This is a genomic window from Brevundimonas sp. FV2ps16 (genome assembly GCF_058681075.1).
The window spans coordinates 251,822-274,658 of sequence record NZ_CM178728.1; the positions used below are offsets into that span (position 1 = coordinate 251,822).

The 22,837-nt window shown below is 67.9% G+C and carries 24 protein-coding genes; 13 read left to right on the top strand and 11 right to left on the bottom strand.

Annotation, left to right across the window (positions count from 1 at the left end; all coding sequences use genetic code 11):
- Positions 1 to 40 precede the first annotated feature (40 nt).
- The 5 genes from ACW170_RS01215 to ACW170_RS01235 all read right to left on the bottom strand — a co-directional run bounded on the left by ACW170_RS01215 (position 41) and on the right by ACW170_RS01235 (position 3,938).
- On the bottom strand, positions 41 to 469 hold the full coding sequence (locus ACW170_RS01215; protein WP_492087890.1) for a Ros/MucR family transcriptional regulator: 429 nt from the start codon (positions 467 to 469) through the stop codon (positions 41 to 43).
- Positions 470 to 617: 148 nt separating this feature from the next.
- Positions 618 to 1,835: a DUF2336 domain-containing protein gene (locus tag ACW170_RS01220; protein WP_492087891.1), complete on the bottom strand. Its 1,218-nt coding sequence runs from the start codon at positions 1,833 to 1,835 to the stop codon at positions 618 to 620.
- Between the two features lie 52 nt (positions 1,836 to 1,887).
- Positions 1,888 to 2,868 carry a cysteine synthase A gene (gene cysK, locus ACW170_RS01225; RefSeq protein WP_492087892.1) on the bottom strand — a complete coding sequence of 327 codons (981 nt, stop codon included), beginning with the start codon at positions 2,866 to 2,868 and terminating at the stop codon, positions 1,888 to 1,890.
- A 125-nt stretch (positions 2,869 to 2,993) separates the two neighbouring features.
- A complete protein-coding gene (locus ACW170_RS01230; RefSeq protein ID WP_492087893.1) occupies positions 2,994 to 3,119 on the bottom strand; it encodes a hypothetical protein in 126 nt (41 codons plus the stop codon).
- Between the two features lie 57 nt (positions 3,120 to 3,176).
- Positions 3,177 to 3,938 (bottom strand): LytTR family DNA-binding domain-containing protein, encoded by a 762-nt coding sequence (locus tag ACW170_RS01235; protein ID WP_492087894.1) that lies wholly within the window; start codon positions 3,936 to 3,938, stop codon positions 3,177 to 3,179.
- Positions 3,939 to 4,098: 160 nt separating this feature from the next.
- Between ACW170_RS01235 and ACW170_RS01240 the strand changes: the two genes are divergently transcribed.
- Positions 4,099 to 5,070 (top strand): alpha/beta hydrolase family protein, encoded by a 972-nt coding sequence (locus ACW170_RS01240; protein WP_492087895.1) that lies wholly within the window; start codon positions 4,099 to 4,101, stop codon positions 5,068 to 5,070.
- 1 nt (position 5,071) lies between these two features.
- On the opposite strand, the gene ACW170_RS01245 is transcribed toward ACW170_RS01240, so the two are convergent.
- Entirely contained in the window at positions 5,072 to 6,982 is a 1,911-nt protein-coding gene (locus ACW170_RS01245; protein WP_492087896.1) for a HAMP domain-containing methyl-accepting chemotaxis protein, read from the bottom strand.
- A gap of 149 nt (positions 6,983 to 7,131) precedes the next feature.
- Between ACW170_RS01245 and ACW170_RS01250 the strand changes: the two genes are divergently transcribed.
- The 6 genes from ACW170_RS01250 to ACW170_RS01275 all read left to right on the top strand — a co-directional run bounded on the left by ACW170_RS01250 (position 7,132) and on the right by ACW170_RS01275 (position 13,781).
- Entirely contained in the window at positions 7,132 to 8,346 is a 1,215-nt protein-coding gene (locus ACW170_RS01250) for a carbohydrate porin (protein ID WP_492087897.1), read from the top strand.
- A gap of 89 nt (positions 8,347 to 8,435) precedes the next feature.
- Positions 8,436 to 10,148 carry an FAD/NAD(P)-binding protein gene (locus ACW170_RS01255; RefSeq protein ID WP_492087899.1) on the top strand — a complete coding sequence of 571 codons (1,713 nt, stop codon included), beginning with the start codon at positions 8,436 to 8,438 and terminating at the stop codon, positions 10,146 to 10,148.
- A complete protein-coding gene (locus ACW170_RS01260) occupies positions 10,148 to 10,654 on the top strand; it encodes a DUF1543 domain-containing protein (RefSeq protein WP_492087900.1) in 507 nt (168 codons plus the stop codon). Before ACW170_RS01255 ends, ACW170_RS01260 begins: the two co-directional genes overlap by 1 nt.
- A gap of 106 nt (positions 10,655 to 10,760) precedes the next feature.
- Positions 10,761 to 12,104, top strand: coding sequence for a flagellar protein export ATPase FliI (fliI, locus tag ACW170_RS01265; protein WP_492087901.1), 1,344 nt, complete (start codon positions 10,761 to 10,763; stop codon positions 12,102 to 12,104).
- A 7-nt stretch (positions 12,105 to 12,111) separates the two neighbouring features.
- Positions 12,112 to 12,522: a flagellar export protein FliJ gene (locus tag ACW170_RS01270; protein ID WP_492087902.1), complete on the top strand. Its 411-nt coding sequence runs from the start codon at positions 12,112 to 12,114 to the stop codon at positions 12,520 to 12,522.
- Positions 12,523 to 12,704: 182 nt separating this feature from the next.
- Entirely contained in the window at positions 12,705 to 13,781 is a 1,077-nt protein-coding gene (locus ACW170_RS01275; protein WP_492087903.1) for an endo-1,4-beta-xylanase, read from the top strand.
- A gap of 84 nt (positions 13,782 to 13,865) precedes the next feature.
- Here ACW170_RS01275 and ctrA read toward each other — a convergent pair whose 3' ends face one another.
- The gene (gene ctrA, locus ACW170_RS01280; RefSeq protein ID WP_166622771.1) at positions 13,866 to 14,567 is read right to left on the bottom strand and encodes a response regulator transcription factor CtrA; all 702 of its coding nucleotides are present in this window, start codon (positions 14,565 to 14,567) and stop codon (positions 13,866 to 13,868) included.
- 368 nt (positions 14,568 to 14,935) lie between these two features.
- On the opposite strand from ctrA, the gene ACW170_RS01285 reads away from it, so the two are divergent.
- Together ACW170_RS01285 and ACW170_RS01290 are read left to right on the top strand one after the other, a co-directional pair.
- A complete protein-coding gene (locus ACW170_RS01285; protein ID WP_492087904.1) occupies positions 14,936 to 15,289 on the top strand; it encodes a chromosomal replication initiator DnaA in 354 nt (117 codons plus the stop codon).
- Complete coding sequence (locus ACW170_RS01290) at positions 15,286 to 15,999, top strand: DUF6456 domain-containing protein (protein ID WP_492087905.1); 714 nt, start codon at positions 15,286 to 15,288, stop codon at positions 15,997 to 15,999. The genes ACW170_RS01285 and ACW170_RS01290 overlap by 4 nt, the downstream gene beginning before the upstream one ends.
- 12 nt (positions 16,000 to 16,011) lie before the next feature.
- On the opposite strand, the gene ACW170_RS01295 is transcribed toward ACW170_RS01290, so the two are convergent.
- Entirely contained in the window at positions 16,012 to 16,464 is a 453-nt protein-coding gene (locus tag ACW170_RS01295) for a SufE family protein (RefSeq protein WP_492087906.1), read from the bottom strand.
- A 255-nt stretch (positions 16,465 to 16,719) separates the two neighbouring features.
- Between ACW170_RS01295 and ACW170_RS01300 the strand changes: the two genes are divergently transcribed.
- Positions 16,720 to 18,327, top strand: a complete 1,608-nt coding sequence (locus tag ACW170_RS01300) for a sensor histidine kinase (protein WP_492089214.1) — start codon at positions 16,720 to 16,722, stop codon at positions 18,325 to 18,327.
- Here ACW170_RS01300 and ACW170_RS01305 read toward each other — a convergent pair.
- Positions 18,324 to 19,133 carry a hypothetical protein gene (locus ACW170_RS01305; protein WP_492087907.1) on the bottom strand — a complete coding sequence of 270 codons (810 nt, stop codon included), beginning with the start codon at positions 19,131 to 19,133 and terminating at the stop codon, positions 18,324 to 18,326. The genes ACW170_RS01300 and ACW170_RS01305 overlap by 4 nt on opposite strands.
- A 104-nt stretch (positions 19,134 to 19,237) precedes the next feature.
- On the opposite strand from ACW170_RS01305, the gene ACW170_RS01310 reads away from it, so the two are divergent.
- Positions 19,238 to 19,567 (top strand): DUF1491 family protein, encoded by a 330-nt coding sequence (locus tag ACW170_RS01310; protein ID WP_492087909.1) that lies wholly within the window; start codon positions 19,238 to 19,240, stop codon positions 19,565 to 19,567.
- 127 nt (positions 19,568 to 19,694) lie between these two features.
- Complete coding sequence (locus ACW170_RS01315; protein ID WP_492087910.1) at positions 19,695 to 20,048, top strand: hypothetical protein; 354 nt, start codon at positions 19,695 to 19,697, stop codon at positions 20,046 to 20,048.
- Between the two features lie 254 nt (positions 20,049 to 20,302).
- On the opposite strand, the gene ACW170_RS01320 is transcribed toward ACW170_RS01315, so the two are convergent.
- Positions 20,303 to 20,707, bottom strand: coding sequence for a winged helix-turn-helix transcriptional regulator (locus tag ACW170_RS01320; protein WP_492087911.1), 405 nt, complete (start codon positions 20,705 to 20,707; stop codon positions 20,303 to 20,305).
- A 111-nt stretch (positions 20,708 to 20,818) separates the two neighbouring features.
- Between ACW170_RS01320 and ACW170_RS01325 the strand changes: the two genes are divergently transcribed.
- On the top strand, positions 20,819 to 21,565 hold the full coding sequence (locus tag ACW170_RS01325; protein WP_492087912.1) for an SDR family oxidoreductase: 747 nt from the start codon (positions 20,819 to 20,821) through the stop codon (positions 21,563 to 21,565).
- Between the two features lie 176 nt (positions 21,566 to 21,741).
- Here the strand turns inward: ACW170_RS01325 and ACW170_RS01330 are convergent, their stop codons facing one another.
- Positions 21,742 to 22,689, bottom strand: coding sequence for an aspartyl protease family protein (locus ACW170_RS01330; RefSeq protein ID WP_492087913.1), 948 nt, complete (start codon positions 22,687 to 22,689; stop codon positions 21,742 to 21,744).
- Between the last annotated feature and the right edge of the window lie 148 nt (positions 22,690 to 22,837).

Consider the following 22,837-nt stretch of genomic DNA (forward strand, 5'->3'; position numbering starts at 1 on the left):
TTGCGGAAGCGGGCGTCTTCTTACCGGTAAAAACGGGGTCTTACTTCTTGGCGCGCGCGGTGCGGGCAGGTTTGCGGCCGCCCTGACCCAGGCCCATCTGCTTGGCCAGTTCCGAACGGGCCTTGGCGTAGTTGGGCGCGACCATCGGATAGTCTTTCGGCAGACCCCATTTGGCGCGGTAATCTTCGGGGCTCATGTCGTACTTGGTGCGCAGGTGACGCTTCAGCGACTTGAACTTGCGACCGTCTTCCAGGCAGATCAGGAAGTCCGCATTGATCGACTTGCGGATCGGCACAGCCGGCTCTTTGGGCTCGGGCTCGACCTCAACGGGACCATTCGAAACGCCCGACAGCGCGGCGTGAATATTGGCGATCAGCGCCGGCAGGGCTTCAGCCGTGACGGTATTGTTGCCGACATAGGCCGACACGATGTCGGCGGTCATTTCGAGCAGTTCGGGCTTCTCTTCCATTCGCGGCGTCTCTTTCGTGATCTATTTCATTCGACTGAAACGCCAGTCGAACTTTGACGTCGGGTCTTAGGGTTGTTTGGCATCAAAAGCAATCCAGCGAAATACGGGCATTTCGCATCAGTGTCGCAACACTTCCTGTGGTGCTGATCTAACGCCCGAAGTCTTCGGCCAAGGCCATCATGGCCGCTCGCTCAGGCGCCGAATATTCATCAACCGCGTCATCCTCACCCTCGCGGATCGCGCGCAAGAGATTTGGAGTCAGCGCTGACGACAGAGACCAGTTCCAGTAACGCAATACGGTCTGCGCCCGATCCACCGCCAGAATTTCATAGGTGATCTGCACGCGATCCAGATCCGGGTGCACCGTGCCTTCGACCGTCGTCTCGGGCCGACGCATCGAGCGCCAGAGGTTGAGCAGATCGACACGCGATAGCCCCGTGGCCTTGCACAGGATCGCCAGGGGCTCGCCACCCGGGTCGCCCAGGATCTTGGCTCCCGTCAGCGGCTTCACTCCCGCCAGGAAGGCGATCTCCGACGCCACCTCGCGCGACAGCCCGTCCTGAGCGGCGACGGCGATGGCGTGCTCCAGTCCATCATACGGGCTTTTCTCGATCGCGGCGCGGTTGCGTTGCCTCCGTTCGATGAACTGCAGCGCCTTGCGCGACACCGGGTCCGACCAGGCCTCGTCCGCCGCCATGGCGAAGACGTCCTCGGACACCTCCTGCATCAACTCCCGCGACACGGCGAAACGCTGCAGGATGACGCGTCGATCCTCAGCCCCGCACCACCAGAACATCACATAGGCGCCCGACGGCCTCAGCTCGGGCCGTTTCAGCAGCAGGCCGCACAGCCGCGGCTGTTTACGGCTCAGCGCGACCACCGACTCTATTCCCACCTGGGACAGTCGCGCGCTGGAATTGCGCAGGACCGCCTCGATGGTCTCGACCTCGCCGAAGCTGAACAGGGTCTCAGTGACGATTTCGGACAGGCCGCGACGACCAGCCATGATCAGCCGATGTTCGGGCCCGGCGTCCCGTGCGCAGCCGACCAGATCGGCGTCGCTCAGAGCGGCGCACTGCTCGATCAGCAGGCCCGCGATCTCGGGCGCATCGCGCAGCAGCAGCCGCGCCACACTGTCGGGCAACTCGGCCAACGGCGTCAGCCGCGCCGCGACGCGCCGACGCTCCTGCGGCGAGGCCTGGCGCAGCATCTCGACCAGCAGATCGGCGGTGACGGCCCGTTCGAAGGCGTTGATCCGGCTGGCCGGAAGAGACACGACGTCGGCCAGGCGTTTCAGCAGGGCGTGCCGCGCCTTCAGCGCCGGCGGCGCCGCGTCGTCGTCATCCAGGGCTGTCGCCTCGTTCATGGCTCCAGACTAGGGCGGCGCGGGTTAACCCGGCGTATCGCCGCCACGGCCGTCAAAGGCCTTCGAACAGGGCCGTGGACAGATAACGTTCGGCGAAGGACGGGATGATCACCACAATGGTCTTGCCCGCATTCTCGTCGCGCGCCGCCAAGCGGAAGGCGGCGGTCAGGGCCGCGCCCGAGCTGATGCCGACAGGAACGCCCTCAACGCGGGCGACCTTTCGCGCCATGTCGAAAGCGTCGTCGTTCGAGACCTGCTCCACCCCATCGACCACCGAACCATCATAGATGGCGGGGACAAAGCCGGCGCCTATGCCCTGAATCTTGTGCGGCCCCGGCGCCCCGCCCGACAGGACGGGCGAGGCCTCGGGCTCGACCGCGATCATCTGGATCGAAGCCTTGCGGGCCTTTAACGCCTGGCCGACGCCCGAGATGGTGCCGCCAGTCCCGACGCCGGCCACGATCATGTCAACGGCGCCGTCCGTGTCGTTCCAGATTTCCTCGGCCGTGGTCGCGCGGTGAATGGCCGGATTGGCCAGGTTCTCGAACTGCGACGGGCTGACGGCGTTCGGCGTCGAGGCCAGCAGCTCCTCCGCCCGGGCGATGGCGCCCTTCATCCCCTTCTCGGCCGGCGTCAGCTCCAGCTGCGCGCCCAGAAGGGCCAGCATCTTGCGCCGCTCGATGGACATACTCTCCGGCATGCACAGGATCAGCTTCAGCCCCTTGGCGGCCGCCACGAAGGCCAGGGCGATGCCGGTGTTGCCGCTTGTCGGTTCGATCAGCACCGTATCGGCCTTGATCTTGCCCGCGTCTTCCAGCGCCTCGACCATGGCCACCCCGATCCGGTCCTTGACCGAGGCGATGGGGTTGAAGAACTCCAGCTTGGCCAGCACCGTCGCCTTGGCTCCATACTCAGCCGACAGACGCGGCAACCGCACAATGGGCGTGTCGCCGATGGTGTCGATGATCGAATCATACACCTTGCCCCGCCCCTTCTTCAGATGGCGGGACGCGTCGTAGCTGAAGTCGGACATGGGGGGCTCCGGTCGGTTCGGGTCGTTCAGGGTGCGTAACAGATAGGCGGCGAAGTCGATCCGCAAGGGGGCGACGGCGATGATTTCTATCCGCCCCGCCCAGATCCGGCGCCGCCAAGGTCCGCCTAGCCGAAGAAGACGCCGGATAGGGCTATCCCGAACAGCACCACGATGCTGCCAAAAGAAACCGCGGCGGCGACAGCGCCAAGTCCGAGCACGATCATCAACAAGCGGTCGGACTTCTTGGCCATTGGCCCAGCCTAGCGGCGAGATAAGGAAGCGTCGAGCGCGCGCCCATCCGGCGCCCCCTAAAACCATCCCTCCGCCCGCAGCGCCGCTACCCGCGCCCGCGACACCGGCGCCGTCAGGCCGCCCTTCAGCCTCAGGCTCAGATTGCGGCCGTTCTCCGCCGCGCCGACGACGGCCGCTCGCGCCACCCACCAGGACCGATGGGTCTGACGCCCTTCGACACCCGTCAGCCCCGCCATGGCCTGCGACAACGACATCAGCATGAGGTCAGACCCCAGGGGCGTGTGGACGCGCACGTAGTGATCCTCCATCTGCAGACAGATCACCTCGCGCCCCAGGTACACGGGCAGCCGGTCGCGCGGATCGGCCGACAGCGGCGCTGCCGCAGCCGTCCCGGCGGCGGCGGGCGGGCGCGACATCAGCCACAGCATCACTCCGGTCGCCAAGGCGCTGACGATCAGGCTCTGTCCGAACCATTCCAGCAGACCGACCTCGAAGGTTCGGCCCCAGACCATCTGCGCCAGGGCGCGACTGATCATCGTCATGGGGGCCGCCAGCAGCACGACTGAAGGCGGCGCCCACAGCCAAGGGGACAGCCCCCGCCGCATCGCCTGTGTGGCCAGCAGGGGCAGGGTCAGGCCGAACAAGACCCAGCCGGCCCAGAGGCTGGCCACCCAATACAGTATCCGCGCCGGCGCCGCGCCGTTCATATAGGAGCCGAAAGGCCCGACCAGACCCAGCAGCACGCCAAGACCGGTGGCGACGGCCAGCCCCAGCCGCGCCGCCCGCCCGACGCCCCATCGCGAATCCCCGATCTTCATACGCCCTTCCTAGCCGTTCGGCGGCCGTTGCGGAATCGCCGCGCGGTCCCCGTTCGCCGGATCGCGAACCCGTTCGCCCATTGGCGCAAACCCGGTGGCGTGGGCCGGTCGGCGCACGGCAGGAAACCGGCTCTCGACCCGCTGACAGACGAAGGCTTCCATGTCCCTGATCGCCGCCCTTGTTCCTACCCTGACCGCCCTGACCCTCCAGGCCGCCCCCCTCCCCGACGCGCGCCCGGCGTCCGTTCCATCTGCAAGCCTACCCATCGATCGGTCCCTCCCGCAGGCGGTGACCTTCGCCAGGCTGGAGATCCCGGACGGCGCCGGCCCCGCCTTAGAGGCCGGGGTCTGGACGCTCGCACCAAAGACCGAGACCCGCCTGCCGCTGATCGTCATCTCCCACGGCAACGGCGGTGATTTCCGCAGCCACGAAGCCACCGCTCGCGCCCTGGCCCAGGCCGGGTTCGCGGTCGCCGCCCTGACCCACACTGGCGACAACTGGCGGGATCAGAGCCAGGCGACCAACATGGCCCAGCGCCCGCGCCAGCTTCACGTCCTGATCGACTACATGACGAGCCAATGGGACGGGCGTGGCGGGATCGATCCGAACCGCATCGGCGCCTTCGGCTTCTCCTCCGGCGGCTTCACCGTTCTAACGGCCGCAGGCGGCGAACCCGACCTGGGACGCGTCCTCGATCACTGCCGCGCCCACCCCGAGTTCTACGATTGCGGCCTGGTGTCGTCGCACGGCGCGCCGCCGTCTGTCATGGACCAGACCTGGGTGCACGACGCGCGGATCAGGTCGGTCGTGGCCGCAGCCCCGGCCCTGGGTTTCACCTTCACGCGCCAAGGTCTGTCCGGCGTGACTCAGCCGGTCCAGCTTTGGCGGGCCGAGCGCGACCGCGTCTTGCCCAGCCCCTTCTACGCCGAGCCGGTGCGCGACGCCCTGCCTCGCCCGCCAGAGTATCGCTCGGTTCCGGGCGCCGACCATTTCGACTTCCTGCCGCCCTGCTCGACCCGGTTGGCCGCTCTCGCGCCCATGATCTGCACGCCGACGCCCGGCTTCGACCGGGCGACTTTCCAGAATGACTTCAACCGGCAGGTCATCGACTTCTTCAGCCGGACCCTGTGACCTAGAAGGACTCCCACCCGTCGGCGTCGGGCGCCGAAACCGGCGCCGGCGCCGCGCCGCCGCGGCCGACGGCCTTAAGGGCGGCGACGGGCTGATGCGAGGCGGCGGCCGCGACGCGGGTCGCGCGAGCGCCGCCCACCCGGAACCGGGACACCGCAGCGGCCAGACCGTCAGCCTCTTGCGACAGCGAGTGGCTGGCGGCGGTGGATTCCTCGACCATGGCCGCGTTCTGCTGCGTCATCTGGTCCATCTGGTTGACCGCCGTATTGACCTGCTGGAGCCCCGTCGCCTGTTCGGCGGCCGAGGACGATATCTCCGTCACCAGGCCTTCGATCTGGGCCACATGGGCCACGATCCGGTCCAGCGCCTGCCCGGTCTCGGTCACCAGTTTCACCCCCGACCCGACCTGCACGGTCGATTGCCCGATCAGGGCCTTGATCTCCTTGGCCGCCTGGGCCGAGCGTTCGGCCAGGGCGCGGACTTCCGAGGCGACGACCGCAAAGCCACGGCCGGACTCGCCCGCTCGCGCCGCCTCGACCCCGGCGTTCAGCGCCAGAAGATTTGTCTGGAACGCGATCTCGTCGATGACGCCGATGATCTGGTTGATCTCGCTGGACGACCGCTCGATCTCGCCCATGGCGGCGACCGCATCGCGCACCACCGCGCCGCTCTTGTCGGCGTCGTTCCGGGCGGCCTGAACCGCGCCGGCGGCCTGGACCGCGCCCGAAGCCGTAGCCTTGACCGTGGCCGTGACCTCATCCAGGGCGGCGGCGGTCTCTTCCAGACTGGCGGCCTGTTGCTCAGTGCGGCGCGACAGCTCGTCAGCGGCCTTTGCGATCTCGGCCGCCCCGGCGTTGATGGCGCCCGTATTGGCGGCGATGGTGCCGATGGCCTCCTGCAGCCCCTCGACAGCCGCGTTGAAGTTGGTGCGCAGCTGTTCGTAGGCCGGCGGGAAGGCGTCGGTGATGCGGACCGTCAGATCCGCCTGCGCCAGGGCGTCCAGCCCCCGGGTCAGACCAGAGACGACGACGGCCTGCTCGCGCGCGGCGGCCTCGCGCGACTGGTCTCCGACGGCGCGGTCCTCCTCCTCCTTCGCCCGACGTCGGTCAGCCTCAGCTCCCTCGGCCTGAGCGCGGGCGACGATCAGGGCCTGAATATCGACGACGGCGCGGGCGATGTCGCCGACCTCGTCCTTGCGGCGCGCCTCGCTCAGCTTCACCTCGGTCTGACCCTGGGCCATGCTGCGCAGATCGCCGGTCAGGCGACGGATCGGAGCCACCACGCCGCGGGCCCCGGCGACCATGACGCCGATACTGATGGCCAGAGCGGCCAGCACGGCGGCGATCATCACAATCCTGCCTGTCGCCGCCGCCGCATCGGCGGCGACGCGGTTTTTGTCGGCGGTGCCTTCGATCTTGTCGGCCGCCGTGCTCATGGCCGTTTCCAACGCGGTGAACTGGACCTGGAAGTCCGCCATCTTGCCTTGAGCCGCGACAATGTCGCGCTCCGCCAGATCCACGATCTCCGCCGCCGCGGCGATATAGGCCTGAAGCGGCGCCTCGACCGCGCCGAGCGCCGCCTGCATCTCCGGATCGGTCGCCAGCGTCTTGTTTTCGGCTATGGATGTCTGGAAAATTTCGCGATGCTCAGCCAGATCGGCCTTCACCGCATCAATCTGGACGCCATTGGCCGGCTCGGGCGCCAGCATAGCTCCGAAGACATCCGACCTCAGGGCGTCGTGCATCATGTCGGCCTGCATATGATTGCGCAGAATCGACGATGAAACGGACGCCCGGTGCAGCGCCTCGCCCAACTGTTCGTTCATGACCAGGCCGACGCCTGCCGTCCCGACCGACAGCAGCAATACGGCGATCCCGGTCGCCGCCACCTTCTTGCCGATCGTCAAACGCATGCCGCCGCTTCCCCTCGGACCCTATCCTAACAGCGATACGCAAACGAGGTTAACACCATCTTTGCACACGCCTACGTCGTTTCCCCACGCCACCCTAAGGACGATTTTCACCGGTTCTGGCCTAGGTCTTCCGTCGAACAGAACGGACCATGGCCATGCAGAACGCCCAGCCGGCAACAGTGAAGACCCGCCTCGCCGCCGCGTTGGGCGCTGCCCTCCTCGCCCTTCCCACCGCCACCCAGGCGGCCGACCCCGAGCCGACCTGGACCCTGTCAGCGGAATATACGTCCGACTTCACTGGCGTCGTTTCCGGCGGCCAGAAACACGCCGGCCGGTATTTGGACAATCTGAGCATCAATCTGGACGGCGACCTGGAACAGGCCTGGGGCTGGCGCGGCGCACAGCTGCACATGTCCGGCCTCTATAACGGCGGGGGCGAGCCCAACGCCCTGGCCGGAACCCTGCAGGGCGTCGATAACATCGAGGTCGGGGCCCAGGGCGCCCGCCTGTTCGAGGCCTGGATCGAACAGGATCTGGGCCGATCCGCCACGCTTCTGGCCGGCCTGTACGATCTGAACAGCGAGTTCTACGCCACTGAGGCCTCAGGCCTGCTGATCTCGCCACCGTTCGGCATCGGTTCCGAATTGGCCTCGACCGGCCCCAACGGCCCGGCCATCTTCCCCTCTTCGTCCCTGGCGGCGCGTCTGCGGATCGGCGACACGGACAAGACCTATGCCCAGTTCGCCGTCGTCAACGCCGACGCCCGCACCTTCGGCGATCATGGCGGGGTGGACACGGACCTGGATCACGGCGTCCTGGCCATCGCCGAGTTCGGCAGCCGCGCCCCCGTCGGCGCGGCCGCCATCCGCTACGCTTTAGGCGTCTGGCGCTACAACCAGCGTCAGGACGACATCCGCGACCAGACCCCCGCCGGCGACCCCGATAGCAACATCGCCCAAGGCGCCTACGCCCTGGCCGAAGGTCAGATCTGGGGCGCCGCCGCCCCCGACGGCCCCAAGGTCGACGCCTTCGCCCGCCTGGGCGTGTCCGACGGCGACACCACCGATTTTCAGGGCGGCTGGCAGGCCGGGATCCTGGTGCGCCAGGTCTTCGCCGCCCGCCCCGATAGCCAGCTGTCCTTCGGCGTCCACCAGGGCTGGCTGTCGTCCAAGGCACGCGCCAACCTGACCGACACGCCCGCCGACCCGGCCCGCTACGAAGAAGGCCTGGAGCTGACCTACGCCGACCGCATCGGCCGCTTCACCATCCAGCCGAACATCCAGCTGATCCGCCATCCCGGCGGACTGAAGGACGCCGACGACGTGGTGGTGGTGTCCCTGCGCGTGATCACGCCGCTGTTTTGACGCCAGGGGCCAGCCCTGCGGTTCCACCTCTCTCGGAAATAAAGCACGATGGCCGCGGCGCCATATCCGGGCATGCGCATTTCGCTCGGATGACGTCATCGATTGCGTTCGTCGGCGCCGGTCCGACCACCCTGTACACCTTGGCGGCGCTGCTGCCTGCCGCCCGGCCGGGATTGGCGATCACGGTCTTTGAAGAGGCGGCGACGGCCGGGTTCGGCAGCCCCTATCGCCCCGGCTGGAACGATCCCGCCATGCTGTCGAACATCGCCAGCATCGAGATCCCTCCCGTCAGCGAGACCCTGCTGTCCTGGTTGCGCCGTCTGCCCCGGTCCGAGTGCGACGCCCTGGGCTTGGATCCCGAGACAGCGGACGAGCGGACGTTTGTTCCCCGCGTGGCTCTGGGCGCCTATTTCCGCGACCAGTTCGCCATTCTGACCGAGGGGCTGCGAGCGCGAGGCGCCGTGGTCGAGGTTTCGACAGGAGCCCGCGTCATCGACGCCGCCATCCTCGAGGCCGGGATCCGCCTGACGGTCGCTACGCCTCAGTCACCCGCCCAGGACAGCATATTCGACTACGCCGTCCTCGCGACAGGTCACCAGTGGCCCAGCCGCCAGCAGGCGCGGCCGGGCTATTTCACTAGTCCCTGGCCCGCCGCCGGCTTGTCGCAGATCGGGCCGGTCGCAGTCGGCATACGCGGCTCGTCCCTGACCGCCATCGACGCCGCCATCGCGGTCGCCGCCGCCCACGGACGGTTCGAACGCAGCGACGACCGCCTCGTGTATGCACCCAAGGCCGACGCGGACGGTTTCCGTGTCGCCATGATGTCCCGCAAGGGACTGCTGCCCGAAGCCGACTTCTTCTTCCCCTTGCCGCATGCGCCGCTGGCGATCATGACGCCGGAGGCGATAGCCGCCCTGACGGCCCACGCCGACGACGTGGGCGACGACGACTTGCTGGATCGGGCCTTCGATCTGTTCAAGCGCGAGTTGATGCTCGCCGATCCGGCATACGCCGCTGACATCGGCCTTGAGGACGTGGATCTCGAAACCTTCTCGGACCGGTATTTCCAACGCCGCACCGCCGTCGATCCTTTCCAGTGGGCCGAGACGAACCTGGAGGAGGCGCGGCTCAACCACGCGAACCGCATCACCGTGGCCTGGCGCGACGCTATTTTGCGCATGCACGAGGTAATGGCCGCCATCGCGCCGCATCTGACCGGCGTCGCCTTCGAGCGGTTCAACAGCCACCTGAAGCCGGTCTTCGTCGACAACTACAGTTCGGTTCCCCATGAATCGATCGAGCGTATGCTGGCGCTCCACCGCGCGGGTCGGCTGGAGGTCCTGGCTCTGGGCGACGACCACCATATCGACACCCGCCCGTCCGAAGGCGGCGCCGTGCTGACGCGGGGCGACGGCGAGAGACGACACTTCCCGGCTTTCATCGAGGCCACCGGCCAAAGGGCGCTATCCGGCCTACAATTCCCTTTCCTGACCTTGCTCGAACAGGGCGTGGTTCAGGACCAGGTCGAGGACGAGGGCGCGCCGGCGACGCGAGGGATCCGCATCGACGCGCATTTCCATCCCGTCGCGGAGTCTGGACCTGTCGACCGCCTGTTCTGCCTGAGCCTGCCCTTCATCATGGGCCGTCATCCCTTCGTTCAGGGCGTCACCAGTTCGCATCACATCGGCCAGATCGTCGGGGCGACGCTGACTGGGATCGTTGCTGGGATGGAGGCTGAGCGTGAAATTGAGATCGGGGCCGAAATTGGCGCATCGGGCCCCCTCAAGGTAGAGGCGGCCTGATGAAACTGTTTGCGATCTACATCGGCGGCGAACATCCCGGCGCCAATATCGAGGTCCACGACATGCGGTTCGTGGTCGCCCAATCCATTGAAGACACCTACGACGCCCTGCGACGCCAGTGGTGGGGCAAACCGGGCAGCCTCCACATCGACTGCTGGTCCGAAATCAGCCAAGCGGACGGCTATGAGGTCACCTTACGCTCCACGCCGTTTCAGGGGGACGCCCGCCTCTACTACGTCAACCTGGGCGGCTATGACGGAATCGACTTTGCGGAGAAGCACCGCAATGTCTTCGTCGTCGCCGACACCCTGGCGAACGCCAAGACCCGCGCGATCAAACGGGCGAAGGGTTGGGACGCCCCTCACCGTGACGACATGTTCGAGGCGGAACAGGCCTTCGCCCTGGACGACGCCGCCGCCGCAGAACGGCTGTACATCCACTTGACCCCTGCCGCCCTGACGCAGGACCCGCCCTTCACCTGCCGCTACACCCCGATCCGGGGTTAGGCGTTTTCCATCGCCGGCGCGGTGAACCGGCCCGGTCTTCGGCCTGCGTCAACACGCCGTTAACCATGATGCCCCATTTGGTTAACACCTGTTCCTGGGGTCCGTTTTGCACAATCTCGTCGCCGCCGTCGAAGCGATCGATCCGCTGGTCGTCACCGGCAAGGTCGCAGGCGTCTCGGGCCTGCTGATCGAGTCGCGCGGCGGCCTGTCGCGTCTGGCCGTCGGGGCGCGGGCGGAGATCAGCCGGCGCGGGCTGGCGGCCCTGCCGGCCGAGGTCGTGGGCTTCCGCGACGCCAAGGCCCTGTTGATGCCGTTCGGCCCGGTCGAGGGCGTCGCCCCCGGCGCCGAGATCCGCATCATCGACCAGGCCGCCAGCGTGCGCCCGACCACCGCCTGGCTGGGCCGGATCATCGACGCCTTCGGCAATCCCATCGACGGCAAGGGCCCCCTGCCCCAGGGCCAGGCCCCCTATCCGCTGCGCGCCCCCCCGCCCCCGGCCCATTCGCGCGGCCGGGTGGGCGAGCGGCTGGACCTGGGCGTGCGGGCCATGGACGTCTTCACCACCACCTGCCGGGGCCAGCGCCTGGGCATCTTCGCCGGCTCGGGCGTGGGCAAGTCGGTGCTTCTGTCCATGCTGGCCAAACAGGCCACCTGCGACGCTGTCGTCGTCGGCCTGATCGGCGAACGGGGCCGAGAGGTGCGCGAGTTCGTGGAAGAAACCCTGGGCGAAGAGGGACTGCGACGCGCCGTCGTTGTGGTCGCCACCTCGGACGAGCCTGCGCTGAAACGCCGCCAGTCGGCCTATATGACCATGGCCATCGCCGAGTTCCTGCGCGACCAGGATCTGGAGGTCCTGTGCCTGATGGACTCGGTGACCCGCTTCGCCATGGCCCAGCGCGAGATCGGCCTGGCGGCGGGCGAACCGCCGACGACCAAGGGCTATACCCCCACCGTCTTCACCGAACTGCCCAAGCTGCTGGAGCGGGCCGGGCCAGGACCGGTGCGGCCCGACGGCACGACGGCGGCCCCCATCACCGCCCTGTTCACCGTCCTGGTGGATGGCGGCGACCATGACGAGCCGATCGCCGACGCCGTGCGCGGTATTCTGGACGGCCATATCGTGATGGACCGCAAGATCGCCGAGCGCGGCCGCTTCCCCGCCATCGACGTGCTGAAATCCGTCAGCCGCACCATGCCCGCCTGCCAGACCCCGCCCGAACGCGAATTGAACAAGCGCGCCCGCCAGTCGCTGTCGGCCTATGCGAACATGGAAGAGCTGATCAAGATCGGCGCCTATCGCACCGGGGCCGACCCCATCGTGGACCGCGCCATCGCGCTGAACCCCGCGCTGGAAGATTTTTTGAGCCAGGACAAGGACGACGCCACGCGTCTTACCGATTCCTTTACCCGGCTCGAGCAAATCCTGAACCAAGGCATGATCAGGGAGTGAATACGAAATGACCGCTTGGGCCCAATCCCTGATCCGCATCTCCAACTATGAGGTCGAGACGCTGCAAAAGCGTCTGGCCGAGATCACCGCCCGCCGCGCCACCGCCGAGATGCGTCTCGCCGTGCTGGACGCCGAGGTCGAGATCGAACGCGAGCGCGCCCGCACAGACGCCGACGCCGGGATGATGCTGGCCGCCTATCTGAACGGCTGGAAGGCCCGCAAGGCCGCCGCCGAGGGTGATCTGACCGTGGTCGACGCAGAAGAAGCCGGCGCCCGCGACGCCCTGACCGGCGCCTTCGAAGAGCTGAAGAAGTTCGAACACGTCGCCGAAACCACCCGCCTGAACACCCTGCTCGCTATCGCCAAGCGCGAAACCGCCGCCTTCGACGAGCTGGGCCTGCGGAAACGTGCGGTCTAGCCAGACACATACCTTTCCCTCCCCCTGCGGGGGAGGGGCGTCGCGTAGCGACGGGGTGGGGGCGGCAAGGCGCCGCCGCACGGATTTCAGGCAAGCCAAGTCCGTGGGGCCTTGCCCGGCCCGGCCCATCCGGCTTCGGCTACGCCTTCGCCCCCCTCCCCCGCAGGGGGAGGGAGAATAGAATGTCGATCTCCCGCCGCACCGTCCTGGCCTCGTCGCTCGCACTGCCTCTGGCCGCACCCTTGGCCGCCTGCGACCGCACCTCGGCCGAACCGACCCCGCCGAACGTTCCCCCGCTGAAATCCGCCGCCCCCTGCCCCTTCGGCACGGCGATCAAGGCGATGCAGATCGACGACCCCGACTGGGTCGCCCTGGCCCGCGCCAATGTCTCCCAGCTCACGCCTGAGTGGGAGATGAAGATGGAATATGTCCTGGCCGACGGCCTGGACCGACCCCGCTTCGACCGTACCGACCGCATCGCCGCCTTCGCCGCCGCCCAGGGCATGGCCCTGCACGGCCACACCCTGATCTGGTACGCCCTAGGTAAAGAGGTGTTCGAAGGCCTGACCGGCGCCGCCTTCGACCGCGCCTTCGACGGCTATATCGCCGCCATGGCCGGCCGGTATCGCGGCAAGGTCCGCAGCTGGGACGTGGTCAACGAACCGATCCTCGACGACGGCTCGGGCCTGCGCGACTGCCACTGGAGCGCCCGCTACGGCCACGACGGCTATATCCTGCGCGCCTTCGAAAAGGCCCGGCTCGCCGACCCCGACGCCGTCATGTTCCTCAACGAATACAATCAGGAAAGCGTCCCAGCCAAGGGCGCCCAGTTCCTGAAACTGGTCGAACGCCTGCTGAAGGCCGGCTGTCCGCTCCAGGGACTGGGCCTTCAATCCCACCTGTGGATCGACATCCCCGAAGGCGTCATCGCCGCCTTCATGCGCGAAGTCGCCCAGTTCGGCCTGCCGATCCATGTGTCCGAGCTGGACTGCACCCTACGCACCGACAACCGCCTCGATCTGCGCGGCCAGGCCGACCGCCTGGCGCTCCAGACCGCCCGCGTCACCGAGATGGCCGAGGCCTTCATGGCCCTGCCCCCGGCCCAGCGCTTCGCCTTCACCGTCTGGGGCCTGCGCGACACCGACAGCTGGTATCGCCAGGGCGAGAAGGACGACGGCCGCGACAAGCCCCTGGCCTTCGACAGCTTCAGCCGCCCCAATCCGATGGCGGCGGCGTTGGCGGCGGCGTTCTCCAACTAATCTCCCTCCCCCTCGTGGGGAGGGCCAAACGCAAAACGCCCGCCGTTTCCGGCGGGCGTTTCAATCTTGCAGAACCTCGAAGGATCAGGCGGCGACGCTGTTGCCCGCCTCGGCCGGGTCGCGCAGCACATAGCCGCGGCCCCAGACGGTCTCGATATAGTGTTTGCCGTCGGCGGCGGTGGCCAGCTTCTTGCGCAGCTTGCAGATGAAGACGTCGATGATCTTCAGCTCGGGCTCGTCCATGCCGCCGTACAGGTGGTTCAGGAACATTTCCTTGGTCAGGGTCGTGCCCTTGCGGAGCGAGAGCAGCTCCAGCATCTGGTATTCCTTGCCGGTCAGGTGGACGCGGTGACCGTTCACCTCGACCGTCTTGGCGTCCAGGTTCACGGCGATCTCGCCGGTGTGGATGATCGCCTGGGCGTGACCCTTCGAACGACGGACCACGGCGTGGGTGCGCGCGATCAGCTCGTCCTTGTGGAAGGGCTTGGTCAGATAGTCGTCGGCGCCGCCGCCGAAGGTCTTCACCTTGGTCTCGATCTCGTGGCTGCCCGACAGGATCATGACCGGCGTATTGATCTTGCCGACGCGCAGCTGACGCAGGACCTCAAGGCCGCTCATGTCCGGCAGGTTCAGGTCCAGCAGAATGAGGTCGTAGTCATAGATCTTACCCAGATCGATGCCTTCTTCGCCCAGGTCGGTCGTATAGACATTGAAGCCTTCCGACTTAAGCATCAGCTCGATGCTTTGGGCAGTTGCGTGATCGTCTTCAATCAACAGGACGCGCATTCGTGCCCCTCCAGGCAAAAGCTTTGCGGTAACCACCCAGCCGCACGACCGGGTAACCTTGTTCGCAGGTTAAGACCCGAAAACCTTAAGAAGGGTTAACGCCGGGCGATTGAGTCGTTCCTAAGCTGATTTGCGAATCGCCGTCGAGAGTCCGGAGTCAATGATTCGAAATTTATTAACCATGTTGGTCCGCCTCGCTTCCAACCGAGGGGCACCGTCGCCCGCCCAGCGCCCATAACCCCCGCATCACAACCTCAAGTCCACACTGGCCTCACGTCCGCTTCTGACGTTGATTAGGACGATATTCCTATCTCAGGCGCCCGCCGACCTAGAATGGGGCATCTGAAGTTTGTGACGGGAGGCATGTGATGCTGGAGGAATACAGGGCGCCGGTTGGCGACGACGATCGGCGCAAGGCGGGATTGGCCATACATCTGGTGGCCGTCCGCACAGGGGCCCTGCCCGAGCGGATGACGGCGCGTGGGCGGCTGGACCCGCTCAGCTCCCGCGCCCGGCGCATGGCCATGTACCTGTCCCATGTGGCCTTCGGCTGGACGCTGGAGCGGGTGGGCCATGTTTTCGGCGTCAACCGCGCCACCGCCGGAATCGCCTGCCGCTGGGCCGAGGACGAGCGCGACGCGCGCGAGGTCGACGACCTACTGAATCAGCTGGAGGCCTGTATCTCTGGCCTCTATGCCGCGCGCGCGGAGCCCCGGCCATGAGCCGGTCCGTCGAACGCGCCCGCGCCCTTCTGGACCGATCCGGGGCCTGGCTGGCGGCCGAGAACGGGGTCTATGCGCTTCGCCTGGGCCCCGATCGACGCGGCCGCGTCAGCCTGACCCTGGCCGAGCCCGAGTTCCGCGCCCTGATCAACCGCCCCGGCCTGCGCCCCCGCCCCCAAGGCGGATGGACCGCTCGCCCCACCGCGCCCGATCCCGTCGCCAGCCCGCCCCCCGGACGCCCCGGCGTCATCGACGGCCAACGCGAACTGGTCGGCCCCGACGGTCGCATGATCCGCCACGCCGCCAATCTGGGCGAAAGCCCGATCGCCTGGCTGGCCCGCCGTAAGGACGCCATGGGCCGCCCCTGGCTGACCCCGGCCCAGGTCGCCGCCGGCGAGCGCCTGCGGGCCGAGATCGAGCAGGCCCGGTCCGGTCCCGCCCTGACCATGCGCTGGGACGCCCTGCCCCGCGCAGGGTCCGGCTCGGCCGAACGGTGCGAGCCCGGCGATCGCGCCCTGAGCGCCGCCCGCCGCGTGGAGGAAGCCCTGCGCGCCGTCGGCCCCCGCCTGCGCCCGATGCTGACCCGGATCTGCGTCCACGGCGACAGTCTGACACTGGCCGAAACCGGCCTCGGCCTGCGCCGCCGCCAGGGCAAGACTCTCCTCAGACAGGCGCTGGAAGCCCTGGCCGAGCACTATGGGATCGGGTGAAAGGCCCGCCAGTCACCCGGCCGTCGTGCCATTCGCCTCCATCGCCGCCTCGCGGATCCGGCCCACCATGCTGTTCAGACCGTTCGCGCGTTGGCGGGTCAGGGCCGAGGGCAGGCCCAGTCGGTCCAGGGCGGCCTTGGCGTCGAACGCCAGGATCTCGGTCGGGGTGCGGCCGGAATAGAGTTTCAGCAGCAGGGCGATATTGCCTTTGGACAGGGCGCTGTCGCTGTCTGCAGTGAACCACAGACGCTCCCCGTCCGACGCGGTCGCCAGCCAGACCTGGGCCGCGCAGCCCGGCACCTTGTTGGTTTCAATCCTGTCGGCGTCGTCCAGCGGGACCAACCCCCTGCCCAGTTCGATCACATATTCGATCCGCTGTTCCCAGTCGCCCAGCAGGTCGAAGTCCTCGGCCAGCTCCGCCAGAGTCTGGTCCAGATTTTCGGTCGGAGGCGTGCGATCGGTCATGACCGCCAGATAGGCCGCGCCGCCGTTAACGACAACCGGCCGTTTTGTCCCCCGATATTCATGGTGAACGCCGATCAGGATATCCCCTGAAACGGGAGCGGCCTCGCGCCGGCTTGCCCTGGAGGCTAGAGTCTGGGCCAGAAAAACGGCTTCACGCGCTTGCACGTCCACAACCAACAATCTCGGCAAAGCCTGCCCACGACGGACGCCCCGCATCCGTCGACGGCGCCGCCGTCGCCGTTGGCCCCGTCCTTACTGGCCATGTGGCACGCCTGTTGGGCGGTGGCGGTCTGTATCACGGCCTTCGTCGGCGAAAGCCTCGGCGGTCTGCAGGGCGAGGTTCTGGCCGCGCTGTTGATCATGACCCTGCCCGGCGTCGGCGGGGTGGCTCTGATGCTGCGGGATTCCGTCGGCCTGCGCTTCACCCTGATGGCGGCCTGGCTGCTGGCCTCGGTGGCGGCGGCAGGTCTGACGGGCGGCGCGACCGGGGCGGTTCCGGGCCTCCTGGTCATGCCTCTGGCGGCGGGGATCGCCCTGGAGCACCCCCGTATCGGCGACGGTCGTCTGACCAAGGTGGGAATCGCCGCCCTGACCCTGCCGCTGGCGTCGGGTCTGATCTCGGCCCTGCTGAACGGCGCCGATCCCCAGCCCCCGGTTCTGGCGGCCCTGTCCGGCCTGCTGGCCCTGGCAGCGACCGCCGCCGCCATCCGCCTGACCTGGGGCCAGCGCCAGCTTCGGCTGACCGCCGCCGAGGCGAACAGCAGCCGTCTCGAGGCGGTGCTGAACGCCCAGCCGGGCCTGACCCTGCTGCTTGATCCCGCCGGCCGCGCTGTCGCCGCATGGGGAACGCCGCCCCCGTCCCTGTCGGTCCAGGCCCTGTTCGACCAGGGACTGATCGCCGCCGTCCACGCCCCCGACCGTCCCGCCGTCGGCGCCGCCCTGCAACGCGCCCTGGCCGGCCAGCCCGCCGAGATCCTGTTCAGCCCCCGCGTCGCCCTGGACCGCCGCGTGGTCATGATCCTGCGCCGTTTCGACCATGCGGGGGATCGCCCCCAACTGATCGCCCAGGCCTTCGACGGCACGGCCCAGTTCGCCCGCGAACTGGGGCTGGAGAGCGCCCGGGTCGAGGCCGAGGCGCAGAGCGCGGGCAAGACCCGCTTCCTGGCCAATATGAGCCACGAGCTGCGTACCCCGCTGAACGCCGTGATCGGCTTCGCCGACATCATGCGCGAACGGCTGTTCGGCCCCCTGCCCGACCGTTACGCCGGCTACGCCGACTCGATCCACCAGGCCGGCGGCCATCTACTGGACCTAATCAACGACGTGCTGGACCTGTCGAAGATCGAGGCCGAACGCTACGAACTGTCGCTGGAAAACCTGGACGCGCGCGACCCCGTCTCGGCCGCCGTCGCCCTGGTCCGCGTCCAGGCCGACGACAAGGGCGTCGACTTGGCCCCGGTCCTGCCGCCCACCCCCCTGAGGGTTCAGGCCGACGCCCGCGCCCTGAAACAGATGGCGCTGAACCTGTTGTCGAACGCGCTGAAGTTCACCCCTTCTGGCGGCTCCGTCACCCTGACCCTGGACGGGGTCGGGCCCTATCTGGAACTGGTGGTGTCGGATACCGGCGTCGGCATCGCCCCGGAAGACCTGCAACGCATCGGCCGCCCCTTCGAACAGGCCGGCGACGCCGACCAGAAGGCGCGCGGCACGGGCCTGGGCCTGTCGCTGGTCCGCTCCCTGACCGAACTGCACGGCGGCCGCATGACCATCGACAGCACCCTGGGCGAAGGCACCGCCGTCATGATCCGCCTGCCGGTCATCCCGGTGGTTGTTCCGGCAGAAACGCCGAGCGAAGTCTCTTAAGCCCGCCCCATCGACAGGAAGGCGCGGCCGGCCGCGAAGTCGCCGGTCTCGAAGCTCGAGCGCGCTACGCTGCCGTCGCGAAAGAGGAATTCGACCACGAAGACCTCGCGCGGATCCAGGGTCGAAACCGCATCGGCCGCCGTAGCGGGGAACAGCCACACCTGCCCCGTCTTGCGTCCCTCGACCAGCAGGCCGGCGTCAGCCGCCTCTACTCCCGCCGCCCAGATCGAGCGACGCTGCGAAACCGGCGGCAGTTCGCGCGCCAGCCAGGGCCGGGGCGCCACATTGGCGTCGCGCAGGATGATCCGCACCCCGGTCGGGCGCGACCGCCCGTGCCAGGACACCACGGCCGCCAACTGGTCGGGCCGGTCCATCCCGCCGATCACCCCGAACCGCACGGGCGAGGCCCCGGTTCGCGTGCCCTGCATCAGTCGCCAGGTCGGCCGGGCGTAGGCCGCGCGATCCGCGCTCCAACCCGCCCGTTCGCCAGGAAAATTCATCCGCGCCATCCGCGACCAGCCGGAAAAGGCGTCGCGCACCCGGCCGCTGACCGTCTTCAGATCGGCGGAATCGCACCGCGTCGTCGCCGCTCGCGTCCGGGCCCGCTGCGCCGTCTCGGCCAGATCGCGCTCATTGCCCCCTGCCCGCAGGGCCGCGCCGCGCGCCTGCCAGGCGGCGGCGGTCAGGGCGGCGGTCAACTGGGGTTGGAACAGGCCGCACCGCGCATTGGCGGCCAGCACGAAACTGCGCTCGTAATAGCGATCGACCGGCGCCGCGCCCGCCAGACTCGGGGCCGCGATCAGCACGGCCGCGATCAGGGCTTGGGTTCGCCGGGGGGAAGAGCCTATCCTCATCCTCCGACCCTGGCACGTCCCGCCTTTGGGTCTGGTTTCCGTACAGGGTTAGCGAATTGCTTCTATCCAGCGACCTGTGGGTCAGCGCCCTGATCCGCCGCGCCGAGATCGAGGGCGCCTATGCGACCGTCGTCAAGAAGGGCGATGACCGCGCCGGCTCGGTCATCGTCAAGGCCTACGACACCTCGACCCGCACGGCCAAACTCTACACCGAGGCCTTCGGTCAGGACGGCGAACGCCTGTGGATCCAGCCGGTGACCAGCGACAGCGAAGCCGAACTGGACGCCTATATCGCGCGCCAGCGCGGCTACGACCCCGACCTCTGGGTGGTCGAGATCGAAGACAAGCAGGGCCGGCATTTCATCACCGAGAAGGTGCAGGGGTAAGGCGCGAAATTACCCGGCCGCTTTCTCCTCAGCGGTCGCGAGGGTCTGGTTCTATCGCGGGCGCCTGTTTCATAAACCGGCCCTTGGCAGACTCAGTTTGCATGCGATTGCGGTGTAAGGCTTCCGAATGACCAGCGAAACAATCACCCTCGCCGAGGCCGATCCCGCCGACTTTGCGATCTTCAAGAAAGAGCTGCAGGACGCGTTCGCAGTGGCGGTCGTCGATGAGTTCGGCGACCTTCCAGACGGGCCGATCCCCTCGGACGAGGTGTTGGACGGCGCCGTCAAATCGCCTGGCGCGGCGGCGCTGCGCATATTGTGCGATGGCCGAAAGGTCGGCGGCGCCGTCGTCACCATCGACCCCGTGAGCCACCGCAACTCTCTCGACCTCTTTTTTCTGAAGGTCGGCGAGGAGGGTCGGGGGCTCGGCCTCAAGGCCTGGCGCGCCATTGAGGACCGGTTTCCCGAGACGATCGCCTAGCAGACGCACACGCCGTATTTCGAGAAGCGAAATATCCACTTCTACGTCAACAAGTGCGGCTTCAGGATCATCGAGTTTTTCAACAAATATCACGCCGACCCTAACAATCCTGAGGCGCAAGACGATCTTCCCGGAGACGGGGATGCTTTTCAGTTCGAAAAGATCATGAGAGCGTCAAGTTCAGAGCTTTGAGCAGGTGGGGGTGGACAGCTCCCTCTCGGACCTTGCGTCGCCCGCTCTGGATCGCCCCCCCCCTACCCCTTTCGGGCGTCGAACGCCGCCCGCGCCGTCTCGATCCGGTCGATATTCGTCTCCGCCCAGGTCCACACCCCGCAGAAGGCCTCGGCCAGGGTGAAGCCCAGGTCGGTCAGTCGATATTCGACCTTGGGCGGGATGACCGGATGGACCGTGCGCACCACCAGGCCGTCGCGCTCCATCTGGCGCAGGGTCTGGGTCAGCATCTTTTGACTGATCCCTCCGACCAGTTCGCCCACGCGCGTGAACCGCGTCTCGCCGTGTTCGGCCAGGACCTCCAGGATCAGCATGGTCCACTTGTCGGCCACCCGGCCGATCACCTCGTTGACCAGGGCCTCGACGCGTGGATCGGCGACCTCGCCGGTCTCGGGGTGTGAAATTCTCGCGGGCGGAACAGCCGTCATATCCATTTCTTCCTTCGCGGTAAGTATGGCGGTTTCCAGTGCCTACTTTCCAATAGAGAGCGACCGTCATACCTGAGCTTCCGCACTGACGCACCCCCTGAGGAGAGCCCCATGAACATCAGCGGAAACACCATCCTGATCACCGGCGGCGGCACCGGCATCGGCCGCGCCCTGGCCGAGGCCCTGCACGCCCGCGGCAATCAGATCATCATCACCGGCCGTCGCGAAGACGTGCTGAAGGACGTCGCCGCCGCCAATCCCGGCATGGCCTGGGCCACCTTGGACGTCGCCGACCCCGCCGCCGTCGCCGCCTTCGGCGAACAGATCGTCAAGGACCACCCGACCCTGAACGCCGTCATTCTGAACGCCGGGATCATGAAGCCCGAAGACCTGACGGCCCGCCCGTTCGACTTCGCCACGGTCGAGGCCACCATCGCCACCAATCTGCTCGGTCCGATCCGCCTGACGGCGGCCCTGCTGCCCCGTCTGCAGGCCCAGCCCGCCGCGACGATCATGACCGTCACCTCCGGCCTGGCCTTCATCCCCCTGGCGGCGACCCCGACCTACAACGCTGCCAAGGCGGCCATCCACTCCTGGACCGAGTCCCTGCGTCATCAGTTGCGGGACACCGCCGTCGAGGTGCTGGAGTTGGCCCCGCCCGCCGTCGCCACCGACCTGATGCCGGGCCATGCCGAGAACCCCGCCTCCATGCCCCTGGCAGACTATACGGCCGAGGTGATCGGCCTGATCGAGAGCGGAAACACCCCGCGCGGCGAAATCCTGGTCGAACGGGTCAAGCCCCTGCGCTTCGCCGAGGCGAACGGCTACGAAGCCGTGTTCGAGATGCTCAACGGCTGACGCATTCTCCCTCTCCCTCCCCCTGCGGGGGAGGGGGGCGGAGGCGGAGCCGAAGCCGGGTGGGAAGGGCCGGGCGACGCATCACAGCTTGCAAAAACAGGTGCGCCCGCGCCCTGCCGCCCCCACCCCGTCGCTGGCGCGACGCCCCTCCCCCGCAGGGTGAGGGAAAGTTCAGCTCACCGCCCCACCGTAATCTCCATCGGCCGTGACATGAACAGCCGCACCCCGCCCAGGTCCAGCGCCAGCCGCCGGTCCTCGAACGCCCCCATGCCGATCAGCGCCTTGGGAAAGCCCGGCACAGGCACGTCGTCATAGATGGCCACCTCCGCATTCCGATACAGCTCGTCGCCGAACGTCAGTGTACGGACCGTTACCGCCTCGGCCCGCACCACCCCGCCCAGCACCAGGCTCTGCCCCGGCCGCCGTTCGCGTCCGTCCAGCAGGCCCGCGGCCTGAGCCGTCTCGCGCGTCACCGCCAGAACGGCCGAGGCGCCGGTGTCGATCACCGCCTCCACCGTCGCCCCCTCGACCGTGATCCCCGCCTGCAGCGCCTTGCCCGCACGGCTCACAGCGACGGCGGCCATATCCGGCGTCGGCGCCCAGGCCTCGGCCGCCACAAACCGCATCCGCCGCCGCCCCGTGTCCAACTCCAGCACCAGTTCGCGCAGCACGTCCTGCCCCAGGATCAGCGGCGCCCCCAGGCCCCGCTCCCCCGCCAGCGGCCCCAGATCCAGGATCGCCGCCCGCAGCCCGTCAAGCTTCAGCCCCCCGACCGCCACGTCCAGCGCCGTCCCCCGACCCATCTGCGGCTCGCCCCCGACGCCATAGGCCACCATCGGAATGCTGAAGACGTCGGTCAGGCCCAGGGTCTCGACCAGCGACCGATCGATCACTGAATACTGCGCCCCGGAATCCACCAGGGCCCGCACGTCCACCCCATTGACCGTCACCGCCACGGTCGGGGTAGGCGCGCGCCGTTCGGCATAGTCCAGCCAGCCGGACGACCCCTCCGCCCCGAACCCCACCGCCGGCCCCTTCCACAGCACATTGTCGCGCAGCCACCAGGCCCCGCCCACCCCGCCGGCGACCAGGCCCAGCCGGATCAGAAGATCGCGTCGTCTCATCCCTCAGACATGGACTGTCCGGCGCTCAGGCGCCAGCGGGGACGATGGTCGCAGGGGGTAGGCACGAACCAGACCAGCATGAATTTGTCGCACAAGCCCCCCACCCGTCGCCGCGCCGACAATTTCCTCCCCCGAACGACCAGAAACC

Bases quoted from the DNA above. Each gene is read 5' to 3' on its own strand.
- ACW170_RS01215 (WP_492087890.1), bottom strand. From the start codon at position 469: ATGGAAGAGAAGCCCGAACTGCTCGAAATGACCGCCGACATCGTGTCG.
- ACW170_RS01220 (WP_492087891.1), bottom strand. From the start codon at position 1,835: ATGAACGAGGCGACAGCCCTGGATGACGACGACGCGGCGCCGCCGGCG.
- cysK (WP_492087892.1), bottom strand. From the start codon at position 2,868: ATGTCCGACTTCAGCTACGACGCGTCCCGCCATCTGAAGAAGGGGCGG.
- ACW170_RS01230 (WP_492087893.1), bottom strand. From the start codon at position 3,119: ATGGCCAAGAAGTCCGACCGCTTGTTGATGATCGTGCTCGGACTTGGC.
- ACW170_RS01235 (WP_492087894.1), bottom strand. From the start codon at position 3,938: ATGAAGATCGGGGATTCGCGATGGGGCGTCGGGCGGGCGGCGCGGCTG.
- ACW170_RS01240 (WP_492087895.1), top strand. From the start codon at position 4,099: ATGTCCCTGATCGCCGCCCTTGTTCCTACCCTGACCGCCCTGACCCTC.
- ACW170_RS01245 (WP_492087896.1), bottom strand. From the start codon at position 6,982: ATGCGTTTGACGATCGGCAAGAAGGTGGCGGCGACCGGGATCGCCGTA.
- ACW170_RS01250 (WP_492087897.1), top strand. From the start codon at position 7,132: ATGGCCATGCAGAACGCCCAGCCGGCAACAGTGAAGACCCGCCTCGCC.
- ACW170_RS01255 (WP_492087899.1), top strand. From the start codon at position 8,436: ATGACGTCATCGATTGCGTTCGTCGGCGCCGGTCCGACCACCCTGTAC.
- ACW170_RS01260 (WP_492087900.1), top strand. From the start codon at position 10,148: ATGAAACTGTTTGCGATCTACATCGGCGGCGAACATCCCGGCGCCAAT.
- ACW170_RS01270 (WP_492087902.1), top strand. From the start codon at position 12,112: ATGACCGCTTGGGCCCAATCCCTGATCCGCATCTCCAACTATGAGGTC.
- ACW170_RS01275 (WP_492087903.1), top strand. From the start codon at position 12,705: ATGTCGATCTCCCGCCGCACCGTCCTGGCCTCGTCGCTCGCACTGCCT.
- ctrA (WP_166622771.1), bottom strand. From the start codon at position 14,567: ATGCGCGTCCTGTTGATTGAAGACGATCACGCAACTGCCCAAAGCATC.
- ACW170_RS01285 (WP_492087904.1), top strand. From the start codon at position 14,936: ATGCTGGAGGAATACAGGGCGCCGGTTGGCGACGACGATCGGCGCAAG.
- ACW170_RS01290 (WP_492087905.1), top strand. From the start codon at position 15,286: ATGAGCCGGTCCGTCGAACGCGCCCGCGCCCTTCTGGACCGATCCGGG.
- ACW170_RS01295 (WP_492087906.1), bottom strand. From the start codon at position 16,464: ATGACCGATCGCACGCCTCCGACCGAAAATCTGGACCAGACTCTGGCG.
- ACW170_RS01315 (WP_492087910.1), top strand. From the start codon at position 19,695: ATGACCAGCGAAACAATCACCCTCGCCGAGGCCGATCCCGCCGACTTT.
- ACW170_RS01320 (WP_492087911.1), bottom strand. From the start codon at position 20,707: ATGACGGCTGTTCCGCCCGCGAGAATTTCACACCCCGAGACCGGCGAG.
- ACW170_RS01325 (WP_492087912.1), top strand. From the start codon at position 20,819: ATGAACATCAGCGGAAACACCATCCTGATCACCGGCGGCGGCACCGGC.
- ACW170_RS01330 (WP_492087913.1), bottom strand. From the start codon at position 22,689: ATGAGACGACGCGATCTTCTGATCCGGCTGGGCCTGGTCGCCGGCGGG.